Source organism: Niallia sp. FSL W8-0954, from assembly GCF_038005605.1.
Taxonomy (GTDB): Bacteria; Bacillota; Bacilli; order Bacillales; family Cytobacillaceae; genus Niallia; species Niallia circulans_A.
In genome coordinates this window covers 2991392-3016778 of the sequence record NZ_JBBOTN010000001.1, presented here as the reverse complement: position 1 = coordinate 3016778, position 25387 = coordinate 2991392, and the positions used below count along the sequence as shown (strand labels likewise).

Here is a 25387-nt window from a genome sequence, read left to right as displayed (position 1 = left end):
TATGATGGAGATAGTATCTTTAATTTCATTGTGGATGATTCCTTCCCTCATCGGGTTTATTTTACTGTATGGAACATTTAAAAAGGTTCCAACATACGAAAGCTTTGTTGAAGGTGGAAAAGAAGGAATACAGATTGCGTTCTCCATCATTCCCTATTTAGTCGGAATGCTTGTTTCTATATCCATTTTTCGAGCATCTGGAGCATTAGAGTTTTTTATGAGTTTTCTTAAGCCTGTATTAGACTTTATCGGTGTTCCCTCTGAAGTAGCACCATTAGCAATTATTAGACCAATATCAGGAAATGCAGCGTTGGGAATGACAAGTGATTTAATCGCAACATATGGTCCAGATTCCTTTATCGGCAGGCTTGCCTCTGTTATACAAGGAAGCACCGATACCACTCTTTATGTATTGACCGTTTACTTTGGGGCAGTAGGGATAAAGAAAATGGGGGATGCCTTGAAAGTTGGATTACTAGCGGATCTCATTGGATTTATCGCTGCTATTGTAGTTGTAACTTTAATGTTTGGTAAATAATTATAAAATGTCTTAGGGAAAGTTTGTTGTTTTGGAACTATTCCTAAGGCATTTTTGTTTTTTGTTTGGCAGATTCTTTCTAAAAGATTGTTAAGGTTAATGAGAAAAAACATCACACGATAAAAAATTTAATTTAATGAACAAATCCCTCATTTAAAGATTTCTTTGAAATTTCGTCAATTTATGTCATAATTCATAGGAATGGCAAAAAAAGAACGATCAAGGTTTTGAAATTAGTCTATTTTAATAATAGGATTAAAAATAAACGCTTAGAAGATGTTTTGTAAAAACGATCAATCATTTTTTACTGTTGAGAAATTGGATGAGGTGATTTAGATGGAAAGACTACAAAAAGTAATTGCACACGCTGGAATTGCATCAAGAAGAAAAGCAGAGGAATTAATTCTTGAAGGAAAAGTAAAAGTTAATGGAAAAACAGTTAAAGAACTAGGTGTGAAAGTAGGCTCTAACGATAAAATTGAGGTAAGTGGAATTCCTGTTGAGAGGGAAGAACCAGTTTATTTTATCCTCTATAAACCAAGAGGGGTAATTTCTAGTGTCAATGATGATAAAGGAAGAAAAGTAGTAACGGATTATTTTTCTGAAATTGAAGCAAGAATTTATCCTATAGGACGCTTAGATTATGATACTTCAGGTATCATTCTTTTAACAAATGACGGGGAATTTGCAAACCTTATGATGCATCCAAAAGGAGAAATTGAGAAGGTATATGTTGCAAAAGTCAAAGGCATCCCTGCTCGGGAGAAAGTAAAGCAACTGGAAAGAGGGATTATGCTTGAGGATGGAAAAACAGCCCCTGCCAAGGCAAAAATTCTCTCTGTCGATAAGAAAAAAGGAACAAGTATTGTCGAACTGAAGATTCATGAAGGAAGAAACCGCCAAGTGAGAAGAATGTTTGAGGCGATAGGAACACCTGTAATGAAATTAAAAAGAGAAAGATATTCATTCTTAAATTTAAATGGCTTACAGCCTGGAGATGCTCGTGAATTAACTGCACATGAAGTGAAATTACTAAGAGCAGAAGCGCAAAAGAAAAAAGGATAACCAATATATTTTTGTATTCTTCAGCGTCTATGTCCTTGCATTGCATAAAAATGCTTACCTACTTAATACGGCAGAAATAACCCAAAAATGTTCATAAAAGTTTCACATATTGCAATGGATGATAACAATATCTACATGATAATAATGCTATAATAATTGTGGAAGATTAGATAAATCATTTATATAAATTACTATGTAACTGGAAAAATGCAGTATAAATAATAGACGATAATATAAATTGCTATTACAAATAAACATGGCACTTATTTATACATGCAGCTAACGAAACAGCAAAAAAAACAATCGTTTCGTGTATTTTTGTTAGGAGGGTATGAACGATGGAGAAAGAAATAAAAATCCTAGTGGTAGATGACGAAGAAAGAATTAGACGTCTTCTAAAGATGTACTTAGAAAGAGAAGAGTTTATTGTAGAAGAAGCGGAAGACGGAATGAGTGCTCTTTCTAAGGCATTAAACACAGATTATGATGTTATCTTACTCGATCTAATGATGCCTGGTAAAGATGGTATGGAGGTATGCAAGGAGCTAAGAGAAAAGAAGACTACTCCAGTAATTATGCTTACAGCCAAGGGAGAAGAAGTAAATAGAGTTCAAGGATTTGAAGTTGGAACAGACGATTATATCGTAAAGCCATTTAGTCCAAGAGAAGTTGTTCTTCGAGTAAAAGCTATATTACGTCGCTCTACTAAAACGACTTTTGAGCAAAGTGATAGTTCTTCAAAAGATGTCATCATCTTTCCAGCATTAACTATTGATCATGATGCACATCGCGTATTGGCTAGTGGAAAAGAAGTAAGTTTAACTCCAAAAGAATATGAACTGCTATATTTCTTAGCTAAGTCACCAGATAAAGTATTCGATAGAGAATTACTCTTAAAAGAAGTATGGCATTACGAATTCTTTGGTGATTTAAGAACAGTCGATACACATGTTAAACGATTAAGAGAAAAGTTAAACCGTGTATCAGAAGAAGCAGCAAGCATGATTGTGACAGTTTGGGGAGTAGGATATAAGTTTGAGGTTAACAATGGATGAAGTTTTGGCGGAGCGTAGTATTTAAGCTTTGGATTACTTTTTTATTATTGGTTTCCGTTGTATTAACGATTCTAACAATCATGCTTCTTGAGTATTTTGAGCAGTATTATACAGAGCAGACGGAAACAGAATTAACAAATACTGCGACAAAAATATCGGAAATAATGAAAGAGCATAATAATCAAATAGGATTAGAAATTGTTGGAGAACTCCTTGATCATTCGACAGGGGCCATCATCGTTTCCTCTCCAGATCAAGTTTATTATTACCCAGAGAATGGCTTGCAAGAACTTTCTTATTCTTTCATTCAGGGAAATGAAGACTTAAATAAGGTGATGACAAGCAATAAGACAGCTGTTGTAAGGACAGAATTAACAAATAAAGACAATAAACCTGAGCAAGTAGCGATTGTCGGATCCCCTCTCCATGTAAATGGAGAGGATGGAGCTGTTTTTATTTATCAGTCCTTACAATCGATGAATGAATCTAAACAATCCACCGCCAAATTTATTGTGTTAGCAGCTGTTATTGCGATTATTTTAACAACGATTTTTGCTTTTTTCCTTCTAACAAGAATTACTGCTCCGTTAAGAAAGATGAGAGAGGCTGCATTTGAAGTTGCCCAAGGTAATTTTGCAACAAAGGTTCCCATCATGGCACAGGATGAAATTGGCGAACTTTCCATCGCATTTAATGAAATGGCGAAAAGATTAAACTTTAATATGAATGCCTTAAGTCAAGAAAAAGAGCAGTTAGATAATATTCTAAGTGGAATGGCAGATGGAGTGCTAACCCTTAATCGAAATGGTAGTTTATTACTTACGAATCCTCCTGCTGAGAAATTTTTGCAGCATTGGTATTATGAAAAAGGCGAATTAAGTGATATGCATGCGCAAATCCCAGAAGAACTACGTAAGTTGTTCCAGCTTGCTGTTCATACGGGTAATGAACAAATAGATGAAATCACTTTACAAGGAAGAAACTGGGTAATGATTGTCAGCCCTTTATATGATAAGAAGGATATTAGAGGAGCAATTGTCGTCATTCGCGACATGACAGAGGAACGTAAATTAGACAAGCTTCGGATTGATTTTATTGCTAATATTTCTCACGAATTAAGAACGCCAATAAGTATGTTACAAGGATACAGTGAAGCGATTGTGGATAATATTGCTGAGTCAGAAGAAGAAAAGAGAGAGATGGCTCGTATTATTTATGATGAATCATTACGAATGGGTCGTTTAGTCAATGAATTTTTAGATTTAGCCAGAATGGAAACAGGTTATCTTGAATTAAGGAAGGAAGCAATTGATTTATATCCTTTTATTAATCGCGTAGCGAGAAAGTTTAATGCTATCGCTAAAGAAAAAGAAATCACCTTTACTGTCTCTATATCGGAGGATATGGGGGAATACGAACTTGATCCAGATCGTATCGAACAAGTTCTAACCAATATTATGGATAACAGTATGCGTCATACCCCAAGTGGTGGAACAGTCTTTTTAAGAGGCAGATCGGATGATTATGGAGTGTATCTAGAAGTAGAGGATACCGGTTCTGGAATTCCAGAGGAAGATTTACCATATGTCTTTGAGCGCTTTTATAAAGCAGATAAAGCTAGAACGAGAGGCAATGCTGGGACAGGCTTGGGATTAGCTATTGTCAAAAATATTATTGATTCCCATGGCGGAGATATATCTGTTTATAGTAAATATGGGCGAGGAACGACATTTTTTATCTTTTTACCTCGAAATAAAGAAGAAAATTAGAGAATGTGCCGATTCTTCTTGATTCACAAGAAACAATTTAACATAATAGAACGTATGGGGTGTCTAAAAAAGTATTTGGCCCTGCAAGGTATTTTCCATTTTGTATGTATGAAATTGTTACATACAGATATAACTTGTGAGGTCAAATTTTTCTGGGCATCTTTTCTTGTGTTTACAGACTAATGGAATAATTACATATAACGAGTGAAACTAAATAAGTTATATTTACGACTAATATAGTGAACGGGGGAGGGAATGAGATGAACTCCGTTTTTGATGAAATCTATAATAAGTATCATCATGACGTTTTTCAATTTTTATTTTATATGGTGAACCATAAAGAAACGGCCGAAGATTTAATGCAAGAGGTCTATATTCGTGTACTTAAATCTTATCATCGCTTTGAGGGGAAAAGCTCTGAAAAAACCTGGTTATTTAGTATTGCAAGGAATGTCGCAATAGACCACTTTCGCAAACAAAAAAATTGGAAAGACCGTATCATGGATAAGTTCGACTGGTCGAAACAGCAAGTAAAAGCAGATGGATTTTTACCAGAAGAAATCACCTTGCAATCAGAAGAAGTAAAAGGTGTTTATCATGCCTTGCAATATTGTACAGTAGACCAACGGATGGTTATTGTGTTTCGGTATATTCAAGAATTATCTATTGCTGAAACAGCCAAAGCACTAGGATGGACAGAAAGCAAAGTCAAAACAACCCAGCACCGTGCCCTCAAAGCACTGCGGAGCATTTTAGAAGAGTACGATGGAGAGGAGGATTCTTATGCCGAAACAAAAGTGGAATGATGACAAAATTAAACTGGTGCTTAAACAAATGCCGTATATAAAAGATGAAAGAAGTCCAGAATTCATCTATCATACGATTCAAATGAAAAGGAAGAGAGAACGAAAATCGCGCAGATTAATGCCTGTTCTGGCCACTGTATGTACGGTTATGCTCTTGTTCATTATTAGTCAAAGCTTCTTTGATAGTAATAGAGAGGACTCCTTTAAGGGTGAAAGCAAGATGGCTGATAATTCTGCTGAAATGAAAAATAAAAGCTATGATACAGCTGAGACCGCTGAAAGTGAAAATTATGACATGGCAGACGAACAAGAAGAAAGACGAACTACTTCACTCATCCCATCGGCTATTTACGAGAATGAGGTAGGAAAGCAAGAATTATTAACGTATCCAATACCAGATAAAAATGTCCAAGTTATTGTTCCTGTCAGCATTTTAGTAGAAAATCCAAATCAGCTGTCTAGATTTGATTTGTATGTTGAAAACGTGAAGAAAGTAATAGGTGTTAACAAACAGTTAAGCAGCAATTTTCCGATTAGTCCAGAGCTGTTTGCATATGATTTAAGAGATGATTACATCGAAGTAAATGTGAAACAGGATTTTGCAAATTTTGGTTCACATTCTGAAGACTTTTTTAATACAATGGTTCAGCAGCAGTTACAAACCATTGGCGCCAAGAAAATGGAGTTTTATACAGACGGTAAACTAGGAGCAGTACTAGGAAATCGCGAAGAAACAAGTATTGATTATAAACCATTAGAGAATAGAGCATATTTTCTTTTAGAGAATGATGAATCAGATGATCAACCATTATATGTGCCTTGGGAAAAGCCATATGATACGATTGAAAATGCTTTTGATGCCATGGAAGATAATATGGAGACACATGGTTTGGTAGCTTCTATCCCTGATACTATTGATATTGATAAGGTTTCAAAAGACGAGAATAAGGGAGAACTAGTTGTTCATTTATCTAATGAAAGTAAAATGGAAGAAGACCAAAAAACATTACATGCGATTGAGTCCATTTTATTAACAGCGAAAGATTTTAAATATTCTACAGTAAAGTTTGAGAATACCAATGTTAAAGAAGTAGGTGGATTTGAGCTAACGAAAGAATTAGATGTTCCGGTTGCCGCCAATAAAGTTGATATTGAGCAATAATAAAAGAGAATCTTTTTTATTAGTACTAGTAAAGTTATATAAAAGATAATATTACAATCGTTCATTTACGTGCTTTAGCACTTTATATAGAGAAAAAACATATTAAGATAGGGTTTGACATAAGTATTTCAACAAAATAAAACTCCGAACAATTATATGTATATCCTAAAAATTCGAATAATTGTTCTGGAGTTTTATTTCATTTAAGAAAGAAAGTGTGTGGTCATCATCTGCAGACTGAATACATTTCGCTTTCCATAGGACGAGCGCCGATCCACTTCGTTATTTCGAACTACTAAAAACCTATATAATGAATAAATTTTCAGATAAATGATATATAAATAGAGATGCTTAATCATTATTTAACTTATCAGTTATATCCCACAATAGACCAACAATAACTCCTAAAAAAATAGATATTCCATATAAATGGGTCATATCAGTAGTGCTAATAATACTTAATCCAGTATGGACTACCCATCCCGCTACTCCTCCAGCGATTACACTCACAAATGTTAAGTTTCCACTTCTCCTTTTAATATTTTTTTTCAAACTGTACACTCCTTTAATAGCTTTTTCCTATTAGTATTAAGAGAATATTTGTATAACCTAAATCTCCAAAAGATTAAGAACAATTCTTTAACATTCTATTTTATTTTAACATAAATTTACAAAAAACTTGTTTGAAAATAAGAATTATATAAGAAGTGAACTTTAGTGTACGTAGTATGAATATCCATAATCAGCCATACATAAGAAAGAAAATATAAAAAATCCAATATGAGGTCTGCTAATGGTTATGTTTTTTTACGTTTACCCCTTAGTCTCGCTATCCATTTTTTAGGATGTTTTAATTACCCTAGAATAAAATCAGAAAGAATGTAGACAATATATCTTGTCTCTTTCCAATTAAAATCAGCTATTGGCACATACATAAGAAAGATATGCATTTTTCTCTATGTATTCTATAGTTCTAACCTTTAACATGTACTCATAAGTTGAAAGAGAAGATTGGAGAGGGACAGATAGGAAACTTGTGTGGAGAGTATTCTATATATCTTTGCAGGCGATTAAAACATACATAGAATGCTGATAAGCGAATAGGATAGTGAGTTAAGCGCTCTTGTAAAGAAATCTTCTCTTCTTGTGGAATTCTTTATAACGATTGGTATGATATTTTATCAACCAAAAGCGAATAGATAGTATTCAACAGAACACGATCATAAATAGAATGTCGGGCACGGACAGAATAGGAGGATACCAAATGGGAGACTATATTAGGAGGATTCTTATAGCTGCTATTATGCTTTTGTTCATCAGTTTATTATTTTTAGGAGGGAAGCATTCTCAAGCACAGTCTTTCTCCTTAGCGGAACGAACAAAAACGTGGACTTGGCCCAGTGAAGGAATTATTACGGATACCTTTAATACTAGAAATGGTGCACATAAAGGAATAGATATTGCAGGAAATTTGGGAGAAGACGTTTATGCAGTTGATGAAGGAATTGTAACCAGATCTTATTATTCCCAATCTTATGGAAATGTTATTTTTGTTAAACATAAAAATGACCTTGAAACGGTCTATGCTCATTTGAATAAACGATTCGCAAAGGAAAAGCAATTGGTAAAAAAAGGAGAAGTAATCGGTGAAATGGGCAATACAGGACAGTCTTCTGGTGTTCATTTGCATTTTGAAATACATAATAAAGAGTGGACTATTGCAAAGGAAAACGCTATTAATCCATTTTTAGTTTTAGGAGAAGTAGAGGTAGGACAGACAGTGAAAATAGCTGTGGAAGAAGAGAGTGAGGCAGCCATAACAGAGCGATCCGAAAACCTTCCCCACAGACCACATGCGAACTTAGTTCACGAGGAAGAAAAGAAGTTAGAAAAAGAATACATAAGGAGAAGTATAGAGGAAATGGAAATTAATATAGAAGAAGATAACTCGGAATTATCGACGATACCCTACAAAAAAGCAAGTATTTATTTGAAAAGTAGTAAGTATCTTTTATTTTAGAAGACACAAGTGAGGATTATACATAAAAACTATATAAAGAAAGGTAAAAAAGTGAGCTTTTCTGAGTGATGAACCACGAAAAGAGTTCACAAGATACTATGTTCTAGTAATGAATAAATATAATAGTATTTTGTGAATTCTTTTTGAGTTTAAATGACAATATTTGTGAATTTATGAACAAAGTTTGAATTTATAAGCAAACTTCTTCACAAATATTTATTCTTTAGGGTATAATAACTTATGTAATAAAACAAATTAATATTGGTCTATCTTCGGGGCAGGGTGAAATTCCCGACCGACGGTGATGAGTTTGTACTCAAAGTCCGTGACCCTACTACGGTAGGTTGATTTGGTGAAATTCCAAAACCGACAGTAAAGTCTGGATGGGAGAAGATGGAGGTTCTGCAATCGTTCAAATTATCTATTAAGAACGTTTATTAAGTTTGCTTACCTTTAATTACTCCCTCAAGTCTCTAGAGCTTGAGGGTTTTTTATTTGGTGCATTCCTAATAAATTGCTGAATCTTTCTTCTTAGGTAGATGGATCCTAATTAGAAGGAGAGAAGAAAATGAAGAAAAAAATGAATGTAAGAAAGTATGTTTTAATTGGGATGATGAGTAGTTTAGCATATGTGCTAATGATGCTCAAATTTCCGATCCCACCTTTTCCAAGTTATTTAAAAGTTGATTTTAGCGATATTCCAGCTTTAGTTGCTGCACTTATTTTAGGTCCAGGGGCTGGAATATTAGTTGAGTTGATTAAAAATATATTAGATTATTTAATAACCGGAAGTGATACTGGAATTCCTGTTGGTCATTTCGCGAATTTTATCGCTGGAATTTCTTTCATCTTACCGACTTATTTTATGTATAATGCAATTAAATCCAAAAAAGGAATGGCTATCGGCTTAGCCCTTAGTATTATCATAATGACAGGATTATTAAGTTTGTTTAATTACTTTATTATGTTGCCATTCTATAATACAGTAATGAAAATACCGACTGATACAACTTTATTAAAACAAACGGTTCTTTCAGCGATTATTCCATTCAATTTGTTAAAAGGAGTAATCATTTCTATCATTTTTGCATTAGTATTTTCAAAAATGGGTGTATGGATTAATAAACAAATCCCTTCCAGAAATGTTTAATCAAGAAAAACAGTTCAGTGTCTATCTGAACTGTTTTTTTTATGGCTCGAACCGTTAAATATAAAAGAACAGAAAGGAATTATTATCCCTTTCTGTTCTGTGTATGATAAAGAGCACTATTCGAATTTAAGAGGATCTCCATCAAAGGATTCGTCGCTCACTTTAATCGAATCTGTCGGACAACCTTCAAAAGCATCTAACATATCATCTAATAATACTTCAGGTACTTCCACTGTTCCTTGATTATCATCTAACATAACGAAAGCAATCCCTTCGTCATCGTAGTCATAAATATCAGGTGCCGCTGCTCCGCAAGCTCCACATGCAATACATGTGTCTTTATCAACAATTGTATATTTTGCCATGAGTAAAAAAACCTCCAGTGTTATTCATACGGAGTATATACATGACTAGCATACTCCTTACTATTATCTTATTGTAAGACTGAATCTTTAACTTTTCAATATAAAAGAAAGATAAAAAGTAGAAAATAAGAACTACCTTTCTTAAAATAGTCAAAAATTCAAACGCTTCCCAATGTATTTAAAGTCCTTTTCATTGAAAAATATGTGAAGGATGTGTTATCAAATTACACTATAAAATAAAATTCATGGTAAAATATAAGAAATGTTACAAACAAATTTCAACAAAATTTGTCAAACTGAAGGAAGATGAAAATATGTCCTTTTTTAAAATGATCATTTTAAAGTGTCTATATAAAATGAATGGAGAAAGAACTATTTACTCTATTCTTCATATATTAAATGGAAAAAAGTCATCCCAAACCATCCAAGATATCCATATTTTTCAGCTGACCTCCCTATTTCAGTCATTCCCTTTATTAACAAGAGAGCAACTGGATCAAATAATCTATACTTTACATAAGGAAGAATGGCTGGAAAAAACAGGAGAAAATCATTATTTTGTTAAAAATGATAGAAAGCTAGAATTAGAAGTATTACTGAAGGAAAATCCATTTCCTAGATATTTGAAAGGCTGGAGATATCATTCAGTAACTGGGCCATATTGGCAAAGACTTTCTTTATTTGTACAAGTTACTTCTCACTTATCGAAAAAAAGTAATCACTATATGCCGATACAAAGAAATCCTGCAACACAACTATGGTTGAAGGATACTTTATATACTATGTCGTCTATAGATAGAAGTAAAATGAATCACTATCTCTACCAAGAAATAGTTAACTGTCTGGAAGAGAGTGAATTAGATCCTTTACTTCTTATTATCCGACTAACCGGAAGTGATAGAATAGGTCTAACTTCAGAGCAAGCAGCAATAGAATTGGAACTAGATCCTTACTATTATCAGTTATCTTTCCTTGCTATTCTTCATTACATGATAGAAAAAATTCTATCTGATAAGGGGGAGTTTCCACTGTTAAGTCAAATGATTAAGGAAGGTAAGAAACCATTTACACTTACGGAGTCAACGGCTAAAACATTTAATTTAATTCAAAAGGGGTTAAGTATCGAGCAAATTGTTCGCGTGAGAAATTTAAAACAAAGTACAATTGAAGATCATATTATTGAAATACTGTTGAATGTGCCTAACTTTCCTATGGCTAATTTAGTGAGCAGTGAGAATATAACAAAAATCAAAGCATGTATGGAACAATCGCCTTCTAAATCTTTAAAGGTAATTAAGCAGCAATTAGCAGATGTTTCCTACTTTGAAATACGTGCAGTGATGGCAGGATACGGTGATTTTTCATGAATTTAGAAGCAATCTTAAAAAAGTACTATCAGTTAAGTGCTTTTCGAGGTGGGCAAAAAGAAACGATAGAATCCATTCTTAACAAGAGGCACACATTAGCGATGCTGCCAACAGGGACAGGAAAGTCTTTGTGTTATCAATTAGCTGGCAAGCTTTTGGAGGGAACGGTAATTATTATTTCTCCTCTCTTGTCACTCATGCAGGATCAAGTGGAGCAAATGAAAATGAAAGGGGAAAAAAGAGTCGTTGCTTTAAATTCCTTTTTGAACCCGACAGAAAAGAATAAAGTATTACGCCAAATTAAGCAATATAAGTATATCTTTATATCCCCAGAAATGATTTCATTTCCACATATCATTGACCAGCTGCAAAAAATGGAAATTAGTCTATTCGTTATTGATGAAGCCCATTGTATTTCCCAGTGGGGATACGATTTTCGACCAGATTATCAAAAATTAGGGGAGATTCGACAAAAATTAAATAATCCCTTAACTTTAGCTCTAACCGCAACAGCAACGGAAGCAGTTCGTGAGGATATTATAAAGTCCTTACATCTAGAAATGGTAGAAGAAATCATTTATTCTGTCGATCGAGCAAATATTGCTATAAATATAGAAGAAGTCTCACACGTTCAAGAAAAAGTGGACAAGCTTTTAGAATATATTCAAAGGCTTGATGGGCAAGGAATTGTGTATTTCTCTAGCAAAAAGCTAGCTGAACAAACAGTAGCTTTTTTAAAAGAGAAATCTTCCAAACGAATAATGGCATACCATGGCGGGATGACACAAGAAGATCGTATTCTTGTTCAACAGCAATTCCTAGCAGGACAATTAGATGTTATTTGTGCAACAAGCGCCTTTGGGATGGGGATTAATAAGGAAGATATTCGTTTTATTATTCACTATCATCTGCCAACACAATTAGAATCCTACCTTCAGGAAATAGGCAGAGCTGGTAGAGATGGCAATCCGAGTGTTTCCATCATCCTGTATACTCCAGGCGATGAGTGGATTGCTTATCAGTTAATTGAATCGGAATTGGCAGATGAATTACAAATCAATCAGTGGAAAGCACGCTTAAAAAATTTCCCTTCATTTGAAGCATGGCAGAAAAAAGAGGGATATCAATTAGAAATGCTATTTACCGAGACCCAATGGCGCGTGTTGGAGTCTTATATTGAACCGAATAATAAAACGGTCTCCGAGCTATTGCATTCTCTAAAATTATATAATGATTTTAGAGAAAATCGGGTAAATGAAAAAAGACGTAAAGTGCAAGACCTAATGGAATGGCTACACTCTATATCTTGCCGGAGAAGGTATATATTAGAGTATTTCGGAGAAAAGTACGAAAGCAAAGAAAATGAAAATTGCTGTGATAGATGTGGAATAGAGTTATCCAATTTCTATCATAAAAAAAGCATGGAGGATGACGAGGTACTAGTGGATTGGAAGAGTCAGCTGGCATTTATTTTAAATATAAAAAAGTAGGATATATAAATGAATAAAGCAAAATATACGGCCCTAATTAATCAATTGTCAGACCGAGACTTAATAAAAAATGTGTATATAACACAATTTATTCTCCTTATTGTCGCTTTCATACTGTATACTTTTATTTTTCAATCGAAACCTCCGTTAACAACAGTATTTAAGTATGAACAGACAGATTTTATCATTGGTTTAATAGCAGGATTAGCAATAACAGGAATAGATATATTCTTGATGATACGATTTTCTAAACATTACCACGATGATGGTGGCGTGAATAAGCGAGTCTTTCAAAATAGGAATCCTTTTCATATTGCATTCATAGCATTAATGGTAGCATTTAGTGAAGAAATACTATTTAGAGGAGTAATCCAGACGAATTTAGGACTGCTGCTAAGTTGTCTCCTTTTTGCTATGATGCATTACCGCTATTTATTTAATCCTTTTTTATTTATGAATGTCATATTGGTAAGTTTTGTTATCGGTATCTTATTTGAAGTAACAGAAAATCTCTGGGTGACAGTGATTATGCATTTTCTTATTGATTTCCTACTCGGTTGTATTATTCGATTTAAATTATTTCAAAAGAGTTGAGTATATCAAGGGAAATGTCTATGGAATAACCGCTCCTTTTAGTTGGGGATTTTATGGGGAATTGTAAGGATGGGATGTTTATGAAAAAAGAGGATCCATATAGAGTTCAGGCAGAATTACAGAAACAAAGATTAAAGAAAGTGACAAGTGATGAAGAAGTACCAGTTACAGAGGAAAGAGAAGAATCTTCCCTCCCATCAAGAAGTACTGTTCACAAAAATAAGAAGAAAAAAATAAAGATACCAATTATTAGCTTGTTAGCATTTTTATTTATTTTACTACCAGTAGCTTTATTATTAATATTAAATGGTAAAGATATTTCCAATCTTTTATCAACAGAGAATACTTCAGGAGTATTTGAAAATGTAAATATTCAAAAAGGGTACTCACCTAATAATAAAACAACACCTGACGATAGTGACAATAATCAAGACGAACTTGTAATTGAAAGTAATTCAACAGTGAAAAAAGAAGAAATTCCTGCAGATAAATTCAAAGAAAAAGCTGATGAAAATGTAAAAGAAAAAGAAAAGAAAAAAGAAGCAGAGAAACAAAAAGAGCAAAAAGAACTAAAAGAACAAAAAGAACAAAAAGAAGAAAAAGAAGAAAAGCAACGTTCAGAGAAAAAGGTAGAAAATGAGCCGAAGCAAAAAGAAGAGGAATCAAGTCAAACAAATCCTAATGAAAAAATTGTGTACCATACGGTTGCAAAGGGTGAAAATTTATATCGAATAGCTTTAAAATATTATCCCAATGGAGATGGTATGGGGAAAATCAAAGCAGCCAATAATATGACAACAGATCAAGTGCAATTAGGGCAAACGCTAAAAATTATCATGGAACCATAATAACTTATTCTAACTTGTCCTTCCTCCACATATAGTTAAGTAAAGGTGTTGGAATTATTGTTTATACATACAACGCTTGGTAAATCAGACTTGATGTGCTATTTAAAGGAGGAAGTGACTTTGGAACGATCAATCTTCCCTGAAAGATATGATTTGGATGGAACGACGAAAAAGGTTCTCCTAAAAATCATTGAGAAAAAGAAAAAATATGATAAATTAAAAAATCGGCATTTGTTTATTATGTGGTTTACTATTTTTGCGTCATTTTGTTATTTTATTTGGTTGTATAAACATATAGCTATCCCATATTCTCATTCATTTGCAGTCATGTTTTCTGTATATGTAGAAGAGAGTGCAAATTTATATCTCTTATTTCTGTTGATTGGAGCATTTGGGTATATGAATGTCATGAGACAAAAAAGAGACAAAGCAGAAAAGGAATACCATGACTTACGCTGTGAATTTATTGATAAAAGCAAAGATTTATTCGGAAATAGTGAGACTTGGAATGTTCGGCATGAAATTTATAATACAATCAAAGAATCATATGACATTAATTTATTCCATCAAGCGAAGTGACAATTAGTTAGGTGGGAAGATTACATATCCTCTTACTTGTTTAAATATCTGCTTTATATCTTATATCTATAAGTAGTTAAGTTGAAAAAAGCGGAAATATAATTAAATAGATAATACTCAGTTCCAGCACAAAAAATAATTATTAGGAAAAACGGAGCAGACTAAAATACACGTAGACTCTTATGGGAGCTTGCGAGAAAGTCCCCGCAGGAACGCAGAGGAAAATTGGCGCTCGTCTCTTGGAAAGCGAAGTGTATTCAGTCTGCTTATAATGACTATATGAATAAAAAGTTGAAACAGTCATACGAAATATTGTTGGTATATCTAAGCATTTCTCTCTGAATGGAAAACTTGTGACCCTGCACTGTATTTATATAAAGAAAACACTAAAATATCTTCCGTTGGGCACGATCTTCTTTAATAATTTCTACTGCTTCTCTAAATCGTTGCGAGTGGACGATTTCTCTTTGTCTTAGAAAACGAAGGCTATCATTTAAATCTGTGTCATCACTCATATTAATAATCCATTGATAAGTAGCTCTCGCCTTTTCTTCAGCTGCTATATCTTCATACAGATCTGCGATGGGATCTCCTTTAGCTTGTATGTACGTTGCTGTCCAAGGATTTCCAGCAGCATCATGGTAGAATAAGGCGTGGTCATGATTGACATAATGGTCACCAAGTCCAGCAGCTTTTAGCTGATCTGGAGTGGCATCTTTTGTCAGTTTATAGATCATAGTCGCAATCATTTCTAAATGAGCAAATTCTTCTGTTCCTATATCTGTTAATAACCCAATAACCCGATCAGGTATGGAGTACCGCTGATTTAAGTATCTTAATGCTGCTGCTAGTTCTCCGTCTGCCCCGCCATATTGCTCAATCAAAAATCTAGCAAGCATAGGATTACAAGTACTTACTTTAACAGGATATTGTAATTTTTTTTCGTATATCCACATATGGTTTCATTCTCCTTTATCGCAAAATTATTTAGAAACATATTTTTTATACTTGCCAAGGCCAAGGAGCAGCATCCCAATCCCATGGGGAACCAGATGGGCTATTTCCAAATTGTAATAAAGGGCCAAAATTATTTTCATATATTTTTTTGAATTTTTCTCTTTCTTTTACATAATGGTTAAATTGATTTATGGCATCTTGATCATAATGATGAGTATCTAAATATAAAGTAAGTTCAACTAATACAAAGTCTACAGCTTGAAGCTGTTCTAATAATTGATAATATTCTGGTGGCAACTGCTTCATTGACTTTTCACTCCCTTTTCGTTTTTTCATATGGGCTGAAGTATGGGTCATAAAATGCCTTCCATAAGGTTCCTGCTTTTAATGCTTCCATAGGACTAAATTGGGGCAGATGTGGTGGCTGAAAACCTAAAAATAAATTAGGCGGTGTGGAAAAAACCTTTGTTTTTATGGGGGGGCAAGGATCAAATGGACTGATATAAGGGTGATATTCTCTATAAAATGAAGACATAGAATTCCCTCCTTTTTTTTAATTTACTTTACATCTTATGTTGAAAGATTTAGTTACATGCTTGCTTTTAATAAAGCAGTAAATTGGTTTTGGTTTAAGTATGAATAGATGAAGGGAAGGAAAAAGAGAAGCTGTAATTCTTGAGTAAATAACTTATCATTCGGAGCTGTATAGATGGGAAGTGAATATAGAAAAATTTTCTTGAAAATGGTATTTCATGTAAGAGATGTATTAAAATATAAACATTATCCTTATTCAGATGGAGAAAGTTAGGGGGACTTTATGATATATGTACTTGTTGGATTTGTTTTGCTTGTTTTGGTAGGGATTGCTTTAATTTTACATATGAGAAAAATGGCAAATGAGAACCATGTTAAATATGAAATGTTTTATTTTCCTAATTTCCCTGCTTCCTTCCGTGAAATCACTCTTTTCTTTATTTCAGATGTTCATAGAAGATCAATTGATGATTCTGTTATTAACGAGGCGGTGAATGTAGCTGAGATAGTGATAATAGGTGGAGATCTTTTAGAGAAGGGAGTAAAGTTGGAGAAGACACGTGACAATTTGCGGAAGTTAAAAAAAATCGGGCCTGTTTATTTTGTCTGGGGAAATAATGACTATGAGATAGACCGAGATGTTTTGGAGACTTTATTAATAGATGAAGGTATTATTTTATTGAATAATAAAGCAATAACTTTTCAATCTGCAGATGGGGAAAGCTGGTCCTTAGTCGGTATCGAAGATTATTCATTAGAATATGATGATTTAGAAAAAGCGTTAGAGGAAGTGGAGGATAGTGATTTTAAAATATTAGTCAGTCACAATCCGAAAATAGTGGAAAAGATGGAAGAGAATGAGCAGATTTCCTTAGTGTTAAGTGGCCATACCCATGGTGGCCAAATTCGAATTTTGGGATTTGGTCCATACGAATTAGGAGGAACGAAAGTAATTGGAAATACAACTATATTTGTCAGTAATGGATATGGCACGACAAGCATTCCATTAAGGCTCGGCGCACATCCAGAAACACATATTATCAAAATTCAACATAAACAAATGGATAAATAAATTTCCAACATGGATGATGATTTGGCCAACATTTCTTTTTGAATGCTTGGCTTTTATATATCATCCTCCACTTTGTAATATTACTCACCGATTCCTGCTTTCTTTCATAAACTGAACTAAGAGTTTTTTCAAGGAGCAGGCAGGAGGCGTAGTCATGCGTTTGGAGAGATTAAATAGCAACAGAATTAAAATCCATCTGACCACAGATGATTTGTATGAACGTGGATTGACCAAGGAAGATATATGGAAAGACTCGATAAAGTGGCAGTATTTTTTTCATGAAATGTTAGAAGAAGCAAATGACATATTTGATATGGAGATACACGGATCGGTAGCAGTTGAGATATTTTCCATGAAAGCACAAGGAATGGTAATGATCTTAACAATAAGTGAAAATGAATTGGATACGGAAGAATTATTATCAGAGGGCTTTTTAGAGATGCAAGTGACGGTAGAAGAAACAGTGGATATATTATATGAGTTTACTGATATAGAATATGTAATTGATGCGGTAAAACAGTTAGAGCAAAATAATTTTAAGGGTGGTTCTTTATATAATTTAAATGAAAGGTATTATTTATGTTTTGTCGATATTTCTTCATTTAAGGAAGAACAAATTATCGCTATTCTAAGTGAATTTGGAGAAGCGAGTTTAAAAAGTATATATGTTATTGAAGAATATGGGAATGTCATCAAAAAGGATAATGCCATTGAAACATTAGTACATTTTTTTTAATCAGCCATTTTCAAGGTAGAACAATTCCAATTTTTGAAGTTAATCTCAGATAACGGGGATATAGGAACTTCGACGGAGTTTGGAATTATCTATCTTTTTTTGTGTGTTTAAAGGGGATTTTGTACATAAAAATTTCTTAGTTGATGATTGGTAAAACTTGTTGAAAGTGTTAAAATGGAATGGGGAAGATACATAATAGTATTTCACCACTAGATTTTTGTTTAGCCTCAGGAAAAGCTGTATGGGAAAGTGTAGAAGAAAAAGGAATTAATGATAATTAAATGAGGGTGAGGTAGGACAAAGAATCGTTTAATTGAATATACTGATACTAGCAATGGGGAAAAACAGTTTATCACAGTAAAAAAAGAATATATTATGGAATGAAAGCCTTCTGAAAGGAAGGGATTCGTATAAATCTAAATAAGTAAATAAATGATCTTGCATAATGTAAGTAAAAGTGTATACTGTGCTTAGAATTAGCAAATAAAATTGTATTTATGTTTTGCATTCTATTGAAGCTAAATAATTATTCTTATAAAGAAGAACTGCAGTGGATAACTACAAGTAGTTTTTTAGGAGGATTTATTAATGGTAGCCAACAAATCTAATGAGAAGAATCATGTAGAAGAGCAACACGATGTTTTGAAATCAACACAAACAGTAATTCATAAAGCTTTAAATAAACTTGGATATTCAGATGAAGTTTATGAATTATTAAAAGAGCCGATTCGAATGATGACAGTCAAAATTCCAGTGCGGATGGATGATGGGACTGTAAAAATCTTCACAGGCTACCGCGCTCAACACAATGATGCCGTGGGACCAACAAAAGGAGGAATTCGTTTTCATCCTAATGTTACGGAAACAGAAGTGAAAGCACTTTCTATTTGGATGAGTCTAAAATGTGGAATCGTTGATCTTCCATATGGTGGCGGAAAAGGAGGCATTATCTGTGATCCACGTGATATGTCTTTTCGTGAATTAGAAAGATTAAGCAGGGGCTATGTACGAGCAATCAGCCAAATTGTTGGACCAACTAAAGATATTCCAGCTCCAGATGTTTTTACTAATTCACAGATTATGGCATGGATGATGGACGAGTATAGCCGAATTGATGAATTTAACTCCCCTGGATTTATCACAGGAAAACCACTTGTATTAGGTGGTTCACAAGGAAGAGAAACTGCAACGGCTAAAGGTGTTACTATCTGTATACGAGAAGCTGCAAAAAGAAGAGGGATAGAGATAGAAGGAGCGCGTGTCGTCGTACAGGGATTTGGGAATGCGGGTAGCTTTTTGGCTAAATTTATGCATGATGCTGGAGCGAAGGTAATTGGTATTTCGGATGCATACGGTGCTTTACATGATCCTGAAGGATTAGATATTGACTATTTACTAGATAGACGAGATAGTTTTGGCACTGTTACAAACTTATTTAATAATACCATCTCAAATAAAGAATTATTGGAGTTGGATTGCGATATTTTAGTACCTGCTGCGATAGAAAATCAAATCACAGAACATAATGCAGATAATATTAAAGCAAGTATTGTAGTAGAAGCGGCGAACGGACCAACTACATTAGAAGCTACTCGTATTTTAACAGAAAGAGGAATTTTATTAGTTCCAGATGTATTAGCTTCAGCTGGCGGAGTAACTGTTTCTTATTTTGAATGGGTCCAAAATAATCAAGGGTATTATTGGACAGAGGAAGAAGTGGAAGAAAGACTGGAAAAAGTAATGAGTAAGTCCTTTAAAAACATTTATGATACTGCCAAAATACGTCGAGTTGATATGAGGCTGGCAGCATATATGGTGGGGGTTAGAAAAATGGCGGAAGCATCTAGATTCCGTGGTTGGATATAAATTTGATTAAATCTATTGCTGATTTTACAAAAATCTCCTATCCTTATAGGTAGGGGATTTTTTATATTGGACCTTTTTTGAGGGACGCCTTTTCGATTATGAATCATCTAATAGCTAAAAAAGAATGCATGATAGTAAAGCAAGGATTTTTTTAGAAGGGGCTAACCTTTTTGTAAAATGTTAGGAGTGACTATGTTGAAACGAGAAGAAGCAATTATCATTGGTGCTGGTCCCTGTGGTTTAGCAGCAGGGATCGCTTTAAAGGAAATAAATATAAATCCGTTAATCATTGAAAAAGGAAATGTTGTAAATGCCATACATGGTTATCCTACTCATCAAACTTTTTTCAGTACAAGTGAAAAGCTGGAGATTGGGGATGTCGCCTTTTTAACAGAACAATATAAACCAAATCGGAATCAAGCATTAGTCTATTATCGCGAAGTGGTTAAAAGAAAAGATCTTCGTATCCATGCATATGAAGAAGTATTAGACGTTCAGAGAACAGACGGAACAGACGGACAGGAGTTTATTGTAAAAACGAAAAAAGAGGAGTATATCGCTCCTTATGTTATTGTTGCTACTGGTTATTATGATCATCCCAATTATATGAATGTTCCAGGCGAAGACATGGATAAAGTAATGCATTATTTTAAAGAGGCACACCCTTATTTTAATCATGATGTCGCAGTAATTGGCGGGAAAAATTCAAGTGTGGATGCTGCGATCGAGCTAGTAAAAGCTGGTGCAAGAGTAACAGTTTTATATAGAGGGAGCGAATATTCCACTAGTATCAAACCGTGGATTTTACCAGAATTCGAGTCTTTAGTCCGCAAAGGAATTATTAAAATGGAATTCCATGCAAATGTTGTCGAAATAAAAGAGGGATCTCTTCTGTATGAAGTAAATGGAAAGCTTCATGAAATAAAAAATGACTTTGTTTTTGCAATGACCGGCTATCATCCTGATCATGCATTTTTGAAAAAAATGGGCATTGAAATTGAGAAAGAAACAGGAAGACCTGTATTTGATTCGGAAACTATGGAAACAAATGTGGAAGGAATATTTATTGCTGGGGTAATTGCTGCTGGAAATAATGCGAATGAAATCTTTATTGAAAATGGTAGATTTCATGGTGCGCAAATCGCAAAGGCTATCCAAGAAAAAAATAAATGAGACCGTGCAACTCTTCTATAGGGGAAAAGGGGAAATAAAATGTTGGCGATTTTTTCAGCCGGACTTGCACCAGGTTTAGCGTTATTAAGCTATTTTTATTTAAAAGACCAATACGGTTCTGAGCCAATATCACTTGTTATGCGGTCTTTTATTACAGGGGCACTTCTTGTGTTTCCTATAATGTTTATCCAATATGTTATTCAAGCTGAGAATGTCATTCCAGAGGGAATTTGGAGTTCCTTGCTTACCACAAGCTTATTGGAAGAATTTTTTAAATGGTTTATTGTTTTTTATACAGCGGTGAAGCATGCTGATTTCGATGAGCCTTACGATGGTATAGTCTATGGGGTTGCCGTGTCCTTAGGATTTGCTACGATGGAGAATATTTTGTATTTAGTGGCAAATGGACTAGAGTATGCAATCGGAAGAGCCTTGCTTCCTGTATCTAGTCATGCCCTTTTCGGGGTTATTATGGGTTATTATTTTGGAAAAGGTAAATTTATTGTTCCTAGAGGGAAATGGCTTGTCTATTCCTTGCTTGTTCCTTTTCTGCTTCACGCTATATATGATTATATTGTCTCTTTAGAGAAAAATTGGCTTATCTTCATCACCCCTTTTATGTTTTATTTATGGTGGTTAGGCCTTAGAAAGGTGAAAAGTGCTAGAGAACTAAGTAGCGAACCTATTCGAAAAATGACGGGAACCTAAATAAGAATAACGTAAAGGATATATTTACCATGAAGGAAGAGGAATGGTTAAAATCCTCTTTGGAATAAGCATTTATAACATCTAGCATGTAAGAAAGAAGAGTGATGTCATTCACTCTTCTTTTTTTTTGTATAAAAAACCAATTGCTACAAAAAATACAGTTAATGTTAATAGTAATTAGTTATGGGGGTAATAAGCATGAATAAAAAGTTTTTACTCACAAAAATATCAATCAGCCTTTTTGTTATGTCAGGACTACTAGTATTTCCTTTCGCCGAACAAAAAGTACATGCTTTTTCCAATCAGGTTATTCAGCATGGAGCGGTAGGAGATGATGTTATTGAATTGCAATCAAGACTTCAATATGTAGGATATTATAATGGGAAGATTGATGGAGTATTTGGTTGGCAAACTTATTGGGCACTAAGGAACTTTCAATATGAATACGGTTTGCCGATTGATGGATTAGCCGGTACGAAAACGAAAAATAAGTTAGCAAGTGCAACAAAATACAATGAGCAATTTGTCAAGGAACAGATAAATCGCGGGAAAAAGTTCTCTCATTATGGAGGAGTAGATTTAGAAAAGCAAAAAATGCCTTCTTCGAACAAAAGCAAAGCAAAAAAGCAAAATGATACAGCACAAAAGAAAACAAATAATAACGATCAAGCATCAAAACAAAAAAATGCAGCTGGAAACAACAATACGACTAATAAAAGCAGTAATCAAGGGGCAACTAATAACGACAATGCTCCCCAAAATACTACTAATACAAATGGCGGAGAAAATACAACGGGGAAAAAACCAACTGCAGCTAATGTTCCAAATGGTTTTTCACAAAATGATATTCAATTAATGGCAAATGCTGTATATGGTGAAGCAAGAGGAGAGCCATATGTAGGACAGGTAGCTGTAGCATCAGTAATTTTAAACAGAGTTAATAGTTCAACATTTCCAAATACCGTATCAGGCGTAATCTTTGAGCCGCGTGCCTTTACAGCAGTTGCAGACGGACAGATTTGGTTAACGCCAAATGAACAAGCAAAAGAGGCAGTTCTAGATGCAATAAATGGGTGGGATCCTACTGGAAATGCTCTGTATTACTTTAATCCAGATACAGCAACAAGTGGATGGATCTGGGGTCGACCACAAATTAAACAAATAGGTAAGCATATATTCTGTAAATAGTGGGGTGAGACAATGTTAAGAGGAATATTAATAGGAGTATTAACACTCGGTGTCGCAGGGGTGGCCTTTTGGGGCTATCAAGAACATAAAGAGAAAAATGCTGTATTATTAAACGCAGAGAATAACTACCAGAGAGCTTTTCATGATTTAACTTATCAAGTAGACCTACTTCATGATCAAATCGGGACAACTTTAGCAATGAATTCACAAGAATCTCTGTCTCCTGCATTGGCAGAAGTATGGCGAATTACTTCAGAAGCCCATTCAGATGTAGGTCAATTACCATTGACATTATTACCATTTAATAAAACAGAAGAGTTTTTAGCGAATATCGGAGATTTTAGTTATCGGACAGCAGTCAGAGATTTAAATAAAGAACCGTTATCGGATGAGGAATCCAAAACGTTAACAAAGCTGTATAAAGATGCAGCAGACATTCAAGATGAATTACGAAACGTGCAGCATTTGGTACTAGAAAATAATCTTCGCTGGATGGATGTTGAAATGGCATTAGCTACCGATAAACAATTGGATAACACCATTATAGATGGGTTAAAAACGGTAGAAGATAAAGTAGAAGGTTATCAGGAAACAAGCTTTGGTGTGACAAATGTAAATATGGAAAAGAAAGATGAAAACTTTAAAAATTTAAAAGGCAAGACAATAACAGAAAAAGAAGCCAAAGAAATCGCAAAAGAATTTGCAGATTTTAAAAATCCTGTTGATGTAAAAGTTACAGGAAATGGTAAAGGATCAAACTATGGTTTTTATAGTGTTTCTCTTAAAGAAAAGGGAACAAATGTAGAAGCTAGCATGGATATCACGAAAAAAGGCGGATATCCAATATGGTCAATTGTTTCTCGAGAAGTTAAGAAAGATAAAATAAGTCTAAATGAAGCAAGTAATCAAGCAGTTGAATTTTTAAAAGAACATAAATTTAAAAATCTAGCGTTATTTGAAAGTATGCAGTATGAAAATATTGGTGTGTTTAATTTTGTCACTGAAATAGATGGAGTGAAGATTTATCCAGATAGTGTCAAAATGAAGGTTGCATTGGATAATGGAAATATCATTGGTTTTGCAGCAGAGGATTATTTAAAGGCAAATAAAGAAAGAGAAATAAAAGATCCGGTTATTTCCAAACAAGATGCACGAAAAAAAATTAATAAACAAGTAAAAATAATGGATGATGGATTGGCAATCATCTTAAATGACATGAATGAAGAAGTATTATGTTATGAATTTATCGGGACATTAGGTGAAGACACTTATCGAATTTATATAAATGCTGATAATGGAGTGGAAGAGAAGGTAGAGAAGTTAAAAAATGCTGAACCTGTATATGAAGAAGTTGTGTAATTAGAAAAGAGCTGTCAACAAACTTTAATAAAAGTCTGTTGACAGTTTTTTAATTATAGGTACATAGAATTAGAATTACTGTGTTGTTAATGATGGAATGGACGGTATTGCCAAATATAAAACATTCATGCAATAATGATACATAAAAGTAGGTATTTTGGTATAAATAACCGGATTTGAACGTTAGGTCTTTAGGTCTACTTAAGATTTTCTAAACGAACTACATAATTTATATAGAAAAAATAAGATCAGTAGCATTAAAACGTTTATATAAATAGGAAGGAAAGTGTGAGATAAAGTGATTTCAATAGGAGACACATTAGTCATTGAACCGATTCATGGCGAAACAAAAGTAGAACAGTATAAAAGTCGTATTTTAGGAGTCGAGGAGAAATCAATCAGTATTGAATATCCAATTCACCTTGAAACAAACAAGCTTGTTTTTCTCATGAATGGAGCTCAGTTAAGGATTAACTTTGTAACAAACGAAGGTAATGCTTATTTATTTCATTCAGAAGTTATCGGTAGGAAAAAAGAGAATAATGTTCCCCTGCTAATCCTTTCGCTACCTCCTGATGATCAAATGATTAAGATTCAGCGAAGACAATTTGTAAGGATTGAAACAAGTGTTGATATGGCTATCCATCCTTTCGAGAAAGAGAACAATTTAGAACCATTTACAACTGTTTCTCTGGATTTTAGTGCAGGCGGAGCTGCGGTAATAGTTCCGAAACATATAAAACTTCAGCAAAATAGTAAAATTAAAGTTTCAGTAGTCTTACCTTTACAAAATGGTGAGTATAATTATCTACATTTATCTGCGAAAATAAAAAAAATCTTCGAATACAACGAACAGAACTATAAAATGGCTATCGAATTTTTGGACGTCGATCCCGTTGATCGACAATCCATGCTAAGATTCAGCTTTGACCGTCAACTATCACTGAAAAAGAAAGGGCTTGAAATTTGAATAAAGGCATGCATTT

General features: G+C 33.9%; 26 protein-coding genes and 1 riboswitch. Of the genes, 21 read left to right on the top strand and 5 right to left on the bottom strand.

The features are described 5' to 3' along the window. The first annotated feature begins 4 nt into the window (after window positions 1-4). The 6 genes from NX902_RS14900 to NX902_RS14875 all read left to right on the top strand — a co-directional run bounded on the left by NX902_RS14900 (window position 5) and on the right by NX902_RS14875 (window position 6395). The gene (locus tag NX902_RS14900; protein ID WP_095259116.1) at window positions 5-538 is read left to right on the top strand and encodes a spore maturation protein; all 534 of its coding nucleotides are present in this window, start codon (window positions 5-7) and stop codon (window positions 536-538) included. Window positions 539-874: 336 nt separating this feature from the next. Then, window positions 875-1603: a 23S rRNA pseudouridine(2605) synthase RluB gene (gene rluB / locus NX902_RS14895; protein WP_095259115.1), complete on the top strand. Its 729-nt coding sequence runs from the start codon at window positions 875-877 to the stop codon at window positions 1601-1603. 338 nt (window positions 1604-1941) lie between these two features. After that, window positions 1942-2658 carry a response regulator transcription factor gene (locus NX902_RS14890; RefSeq protein ID WP_095331777.1) on the top strand — a complete coding sequence of 239 codons (717 nt, stop codon included), beginning with the start codon at window positions 1942-1944 and terminating at the stop codon, window positions 2656-2658. Further along, window positions 2655-4427: an ATP-binding protein gene (locus NX902_RS14885; protein WP_095331779.1), complete on the top strand. Its 1773-nt coding sequence runs from the start codon at window positions 2655-2657 to the stop codon at window positions 4425-4427. Before NX902_RS14890 ends, NX902_RS14885 begins: the two co-directional genes overlap by 4 nt. 260 nt (window positions 4428-4687) lie before the next feature. Further along, a complete protein-coding gene (gene sigX / locus NX902_RS14880) occupies window positions 4688-5233 on the top strand; it encodes an RNA polymerase sigma factor SigX (RefSeq protein WP_095331781.1) in 546 nt (181 codons plus the stop codon). Then, window positions 5211-6395, top strand: a complete 1185-nt coding sequence (locus NX902_RS14875; RefSeq protein ID WP_171509700.1) for a GerMN domain-containing protein — start codon at window positions 5211-5213, stop codon at window positions 6393-6395. Before sigX ends, NX902_RS14875 begins: the two co-directional genes overlap by 23 nt. Before the next feature lie 351 nt (window positions 6396-6746). Here the strand turns inward: NX902_RS14875 and NX902_RS14870 are convergent, their stop codons facing one another. Further along, window positions 6747-6905 (bottom strand): hypothetical protein, encoded by a 159-nt coding sequence (locus NX902_RS14870; RefSeq protein ID WP_249878322.1) that lies wholly within the window; start codon window positions 6903-6905, stop codon window positions 6747-6749. 754 nt (window positions 6906-7659) lie between these two features. Here NX902_RS14870 and NX902_RS14865 point away from each other — a divergent pair. Together NX902_RS14865 and NX902_RS14860 are read left to right on the top strand one after the other, a co-directional pair. Next, window positions 7660-8415: a M23 family metallopeptidase gene (locus NX902_RS14865; protein WP_123259275.1), complete on the top strand. Its 756-nt coding sequence runs from the start codon at window positions 7660-7662 to the stop codon at window positions 8413-8415. A gap of 264 nt (window positions 8416-8679) precedes the next feature. Then, a riboswitch (FMN riboswitch) is annotated at window positions 8680-8814 on the top strand. Window positions 8815-8983: 169 nt separating this feature from the next. Further along, window positions 8984-9565: an ECF transporter S component gene (locus NX902_RS14860; RefSeq protein ID WP_341160808.1), complete on the top strand. Its 582-nt coding sequence runs from the start codon at window positions 8984-8986 to the stop codon at window positions 9563-9565. Window positions 9566-9681: 116 nt separating this feature from the next. On the opposite strand, the gene NX902_RS14855 is transcribed toward NX902_RS14860, so the two are convergent. Then, window positions 9682-9930 carry a ferredoxin gene (locus tag NX902_RS14855; RefSeq protein ID WP_047940337.1) on the bottom strand — a complete coding sequence of 83 codons (249 nt, stop codon included), beginning with the start codon at window positions 9928-9930 and terminating at the stop codon, window positions 9682-9684. A gap of 329 nt (window positions 9931-10259) precedes the next feature. On the opposite strand from NX902_RS14855, the gene NX902_RS14850 reads away from it, so the two are divergent. From NX902_RS14850 to NX902_RS14830, 5 genes are all read left to right on the top strand, one after another. Further along, a complete protein-coding gene (locus NX902_RS14850) occupies window positions 10260-11297 on the top strand; it encodes a helix-turn-helix domain-containing protein (RefSeq protein ID WP_164463826.1) in 1038 nt (345 codons plus the stop codon). Then, on the top strand, window positions 11294-12787 hold the full coding sequence (locus tag NX902_RS14845) for a RecQ family ATP-dependent DNA helicase (protein WP_123259276.1): 1494 nt from the start codon (window positions 11294-11296) through the stop codon (window positions 12785-12787). The genes NX902_RS14850 and NX902_RS14845 overlap by 4 nt, the downstream gene beginning before the upstream one ends. Window positions 12788-12796: 9 nt before the next feature. After that, a complete protein-coding gene (locus NX902_RS14840; protein ID WP_095331791.1) occupies window positions 12797-13381 on the top strand; it encodes a CPBP family intramembrane glutamic endopeptidase in 585 nt (194 codons plus the stop codon). An 80-nt stretch (window positions 13382-13461) separates the two neighbouring features. Further along, on the top strand, window positions 13462-14229 hold the full coding sequence (locus NX902_RS14835; protein WP_341160807.1) for a LysM peptidoglycan-binding domain-containing protein: 768 nt from the start codon (window positions 13462-13464) through the stop codon (window positions 14227-14229). Window positions 14230-14349: 120 nt separating this feature from the next. Further along, window positions 14350-14808: a DUF2663 family protein gene (locus tag NX902_RS14830; protein WP_123257853.1), complete on the top strand. Its 459-nt coding sequence runs from the start codon at window positions 14350-14352 to the stop codon at window positions 14806-14808. 386 nt (window positions 14809-15194) lie between these two features. Here the strand turns inward: NX902_RS14830 and NX902_RS14825 are convergent, their stop codons facing one another. From NX902_RS14825 to NX902_RS14815, 3 genes are read right to left on the bottom strand one after another with little or no spacing between them, the layout of a single operon-like run. After that, window positions 15195-15764, bottom strand: coding sequence for a manganese catalase family protein (locus NX902_RS14825; RefSeq protein ID WP_095331797.1), 570 nt, complete (start codon window positions 15762-15764; stop codon window positions 15195-15197). Between the two features lie 46 nt (window positions 15765-15810). Then, entirely contained in the window at window positions 15811-16071 is a 261-nt protein-coding gene (locus NX902_RS14820) for a spore coat protein CotJB (RefSeq protein ID WP_047940343.1), read from the bottom strand. A 7-nt stretch (window positions 16072-16078) separates the two neighbouring features. After that, complete coding sequence (locus NX902_RS14815) at window positions 16079-16300, bottom strand: spore coat associated protein CotJA (RefSeq protein WP_095331799.1); 222 nt, start codon at window positions 16298-16300, stop codon at window positions 16079-16081. A 282-nt stretch (window positions 16301-16582) separates the two neighbouring features. On the opposite strand from NX902_RS14815, the gene NX902_RS14810 reads away from it, so the two are divergent. From NX902_RS14810 to NX902_RS14775, 8 genes are all read left to right on the top strand, one after another. After that, window positions 16583-17371, top strand: a complete 789-nt coding sequence (locus NX902_RS14810) for a metallophosphoesterase (RefSeq protein WP_341160806.1) — start codon at window positions 16583-16585, stop codon at window positions 17369-17371. A gap of 154 nt (window positions 17372-17525) precedes the next feature. After that, the gene (locus NX902_RS14805) at window positions 17526-18107 is read left to right on the top strand and encodes an adaptor protein MecA (RefSeq protein ID WP_095331803.1); all 582 of its coding nucleotides are present in this window, start codon (window positions 17526-17528) and stop codon (window positions 18105-18107) included. Between the two features lie 588 nt (window positions 18108-18695). Then, window positions 18696-19973, top strand: a complete 1278-nt coding sequence (locus NX902_RS14800) for a Glu/Leu/Phe/Val family dehydrogenase (RefSeq protein ID WP_095331805.1) — start codon at window positions 18696-18698, stop codon at window positions 19971-19973. A 195-nt stretch (window positions 19974-20168) separates the two neighbouring features. After that, window positions 20169-21146, top strand: a complete 978-nt coding sequence (locus NX902_RS14795; protein WP_123257851.1) for a YpdA family putative bacillithiol disulfide reductase — start codon at window positions 20169-20171, stop codon at window positions 21144-21146. 39 nt (window positions 21147-21185) lie between these two features. Beyond that, window positions 21186-21854 (top strand): glutamic-type intramembrane protease PrsW, encoded by a 669-nt coding sequence (gene prsW / locus NX902_RS14790; protein ID WP_095331809.1) that lies wholly within the window; start codon window positions 21186-21188, stop codon window positions 21852-21854. Window positions 21855-22100: 246 nt separating this feature from the next. After that, window positions 22101-23042 (top strand): spore cortex-lytic enzyme, encoded by a 942-nt coding sequence (gene sleB / locus NX902_RS14785; protein ID WP_235850306.1) that lies wholly within the window; start codon window positions 22101-22103, stop codon window positions 23040-23042. Window positions 23043-23054: 12 nt separating this feature from the next. Beyond that, window positions 23055-24401: a germination protein YpeB gene (gene ypeB, locus NX902_RS14780; protein WP_123257850.1), complete on the top strand. Its 1347-nt coding sequence runs from the start codon at window positions 23055-23057 to the stop codon at window positions 24399-24401. A 298-nt stretch (window positions 24402-24699) separates the two neighbouring features. Next, window positions 24700-25371 (top strand): flagellar brake protein, encoded by a 672-nt coding sequence (locus tag NX902_RS14775; protein WP_095331815.1) that lies wholly within the window; start codon window positions 24700-24702, stop codon window positions 25369-25371. Window positions 25372-25387 lie beyond the last annotated feature (16 nt).

Bases quoted from the DNA above. Each gene is read 5' to 3' on its own strand.
- NX902_RS14890 (WP_095331777.1), top strand. From the start codon at position 1,942: ATGGAGAAAGAAATAAAAATCCTAGTGGTAGATGACGAAGAAAGAATT.
- NX902_RS14860 (WP_341160808.1), top strand. From the start codon at position 8,984: ATGAAGAAAAAAATGAATGTAAGAAAGTATGTTTTAATTGGGATGATG.
- NX902_RS14800 (WP_095331805.1), top strand. From the start codon at position 18,696: ATGGTAGCCAACAAATCTAATGAGAAGAATCATGTAGAAGAGCAACAC.
- NX902_RS14840 (WP_095331791.1), top strand. From the start codon at position 12,797: ATGAATAAAGCAAAATATACGGCCCTAATTAATCAATTGTCAGACCGA.
- NX902_RS14835 (WP_341160807.1), top strand. From the start codon at position 13,462: ATGAAAAAAGAGGATCCATATAGAGTTCAGGCAGAATTACAGAAACAA.
- NX902_RS14810 (WP_341160806.1), top strand. From the start codon at position 16,583: ATGATATATGTACTTGTTGGATTTGTTTTGCTTGTTTTGGTAGGGATT.
- NX902_RS14865 (WP_123259275.1), top strand. From the start codon at position 7,660: ATGGGAGACTATATTAGGAGGATTCTTATAGCTGCTATTATGCTTTTG.
- prsW (WP_095331809.1), top strand. From the start codon at position 21,186: ATGTTGGCGATTTTTTCAGCCGGACTTGCACCAGGTTTAGCGTTATTA.
- NX902_RS14875 (WP_171509700.1), top strand. From the start codon at position 5,211: ATGCCGAAACAAAAGTGGAATGATGACAAAATTAAACTGGTGCTTAAA.
- NX902_RS14805 (WP_095331803.1), top strand. From the start codon at position 17,526: ATGCGTTTGGAGAGATTAAATAGCAACAGAATTAAAATCCATCTGACC.
- NX902_RS14855 (WP_047940337.1), bottom strand. From the start codon at position 9,930: ATGGCAAAATATACAATTGTTGATAAAGACACATGTATTGCATGTGGA.
- NX902_RS14820 (WP_047940343.1), bottom strand. From the start codon at position 16,071: ATGAAGCAGTTGCCACCAGAATATTATCAATTATTAGAACAGCTTCAA.
- NX902_RS14885 (WP_095331779.1), top strand. From the start codon at position 2,655: ATGAAGTTTTGGCGGAGCGTAGTATTTAAGCTTTGGATTACTTTTTTA.
- NX902_RS14815 (WP_095331799.1), bottom strand. From the start codon at position 16,300: ATGTCTTCATTTTATAGAGAATATCACCCTTATATCAGTCCATTTGAT.
- NX902_RS14825 (WP_095331797.1), bottom strand. From the start codon at position 15,764: ATGTGGATATACGAAAAAAAATTACAATATCCTGTTAAAGTAAGTACT.
- NX902_RS14845 (WP_123259276.1), top strand. From the start codon at position 11,294: ATGAATTTAGAAGCAATCTTAAAAAAGTACTATCAGTTAAGTGCTTTT.
- NX902_RS14850 (WP_164463826.1), top strand. From the start codon at position 10,260: ATGATCATTTTAAAGTGTCTATATAAAATGAATGGAGAAAGAACTATT.
- NX902_RS14900 (WP_095259116.1), top strand. From the start codon at position 5: ATGGAGATAGTATCTTTAATTTCATTGTGGATGATTCCTTCCCTCATC.
- sleB (WP_235850306.1), top strand. From the start codon at position 22,101: ATGTCAGGACTACTAGTATTTCCTTTCGCCGAACAAAAAGTACATGCT.
- ypeB (WP_123257850.1), top strand. From the start codon at position 23,055: ATGTTAAGAGGAATATTAATAGGAGTATTAACACTCGGTGTCGCAGGG.
- rluB (WP_095259115.1), top strand. From the start codon at position 875: ATGGAAAGACTACAAAAAGTAATTGCACACGCTGGAATTGCATCAAGA.
- sigX (WP_095331781.1), top strand. From the start codon at position 4,688: ATGAACTCCGTTTTTGATGAAATCTATAATAAGTATCATCATGACGTT.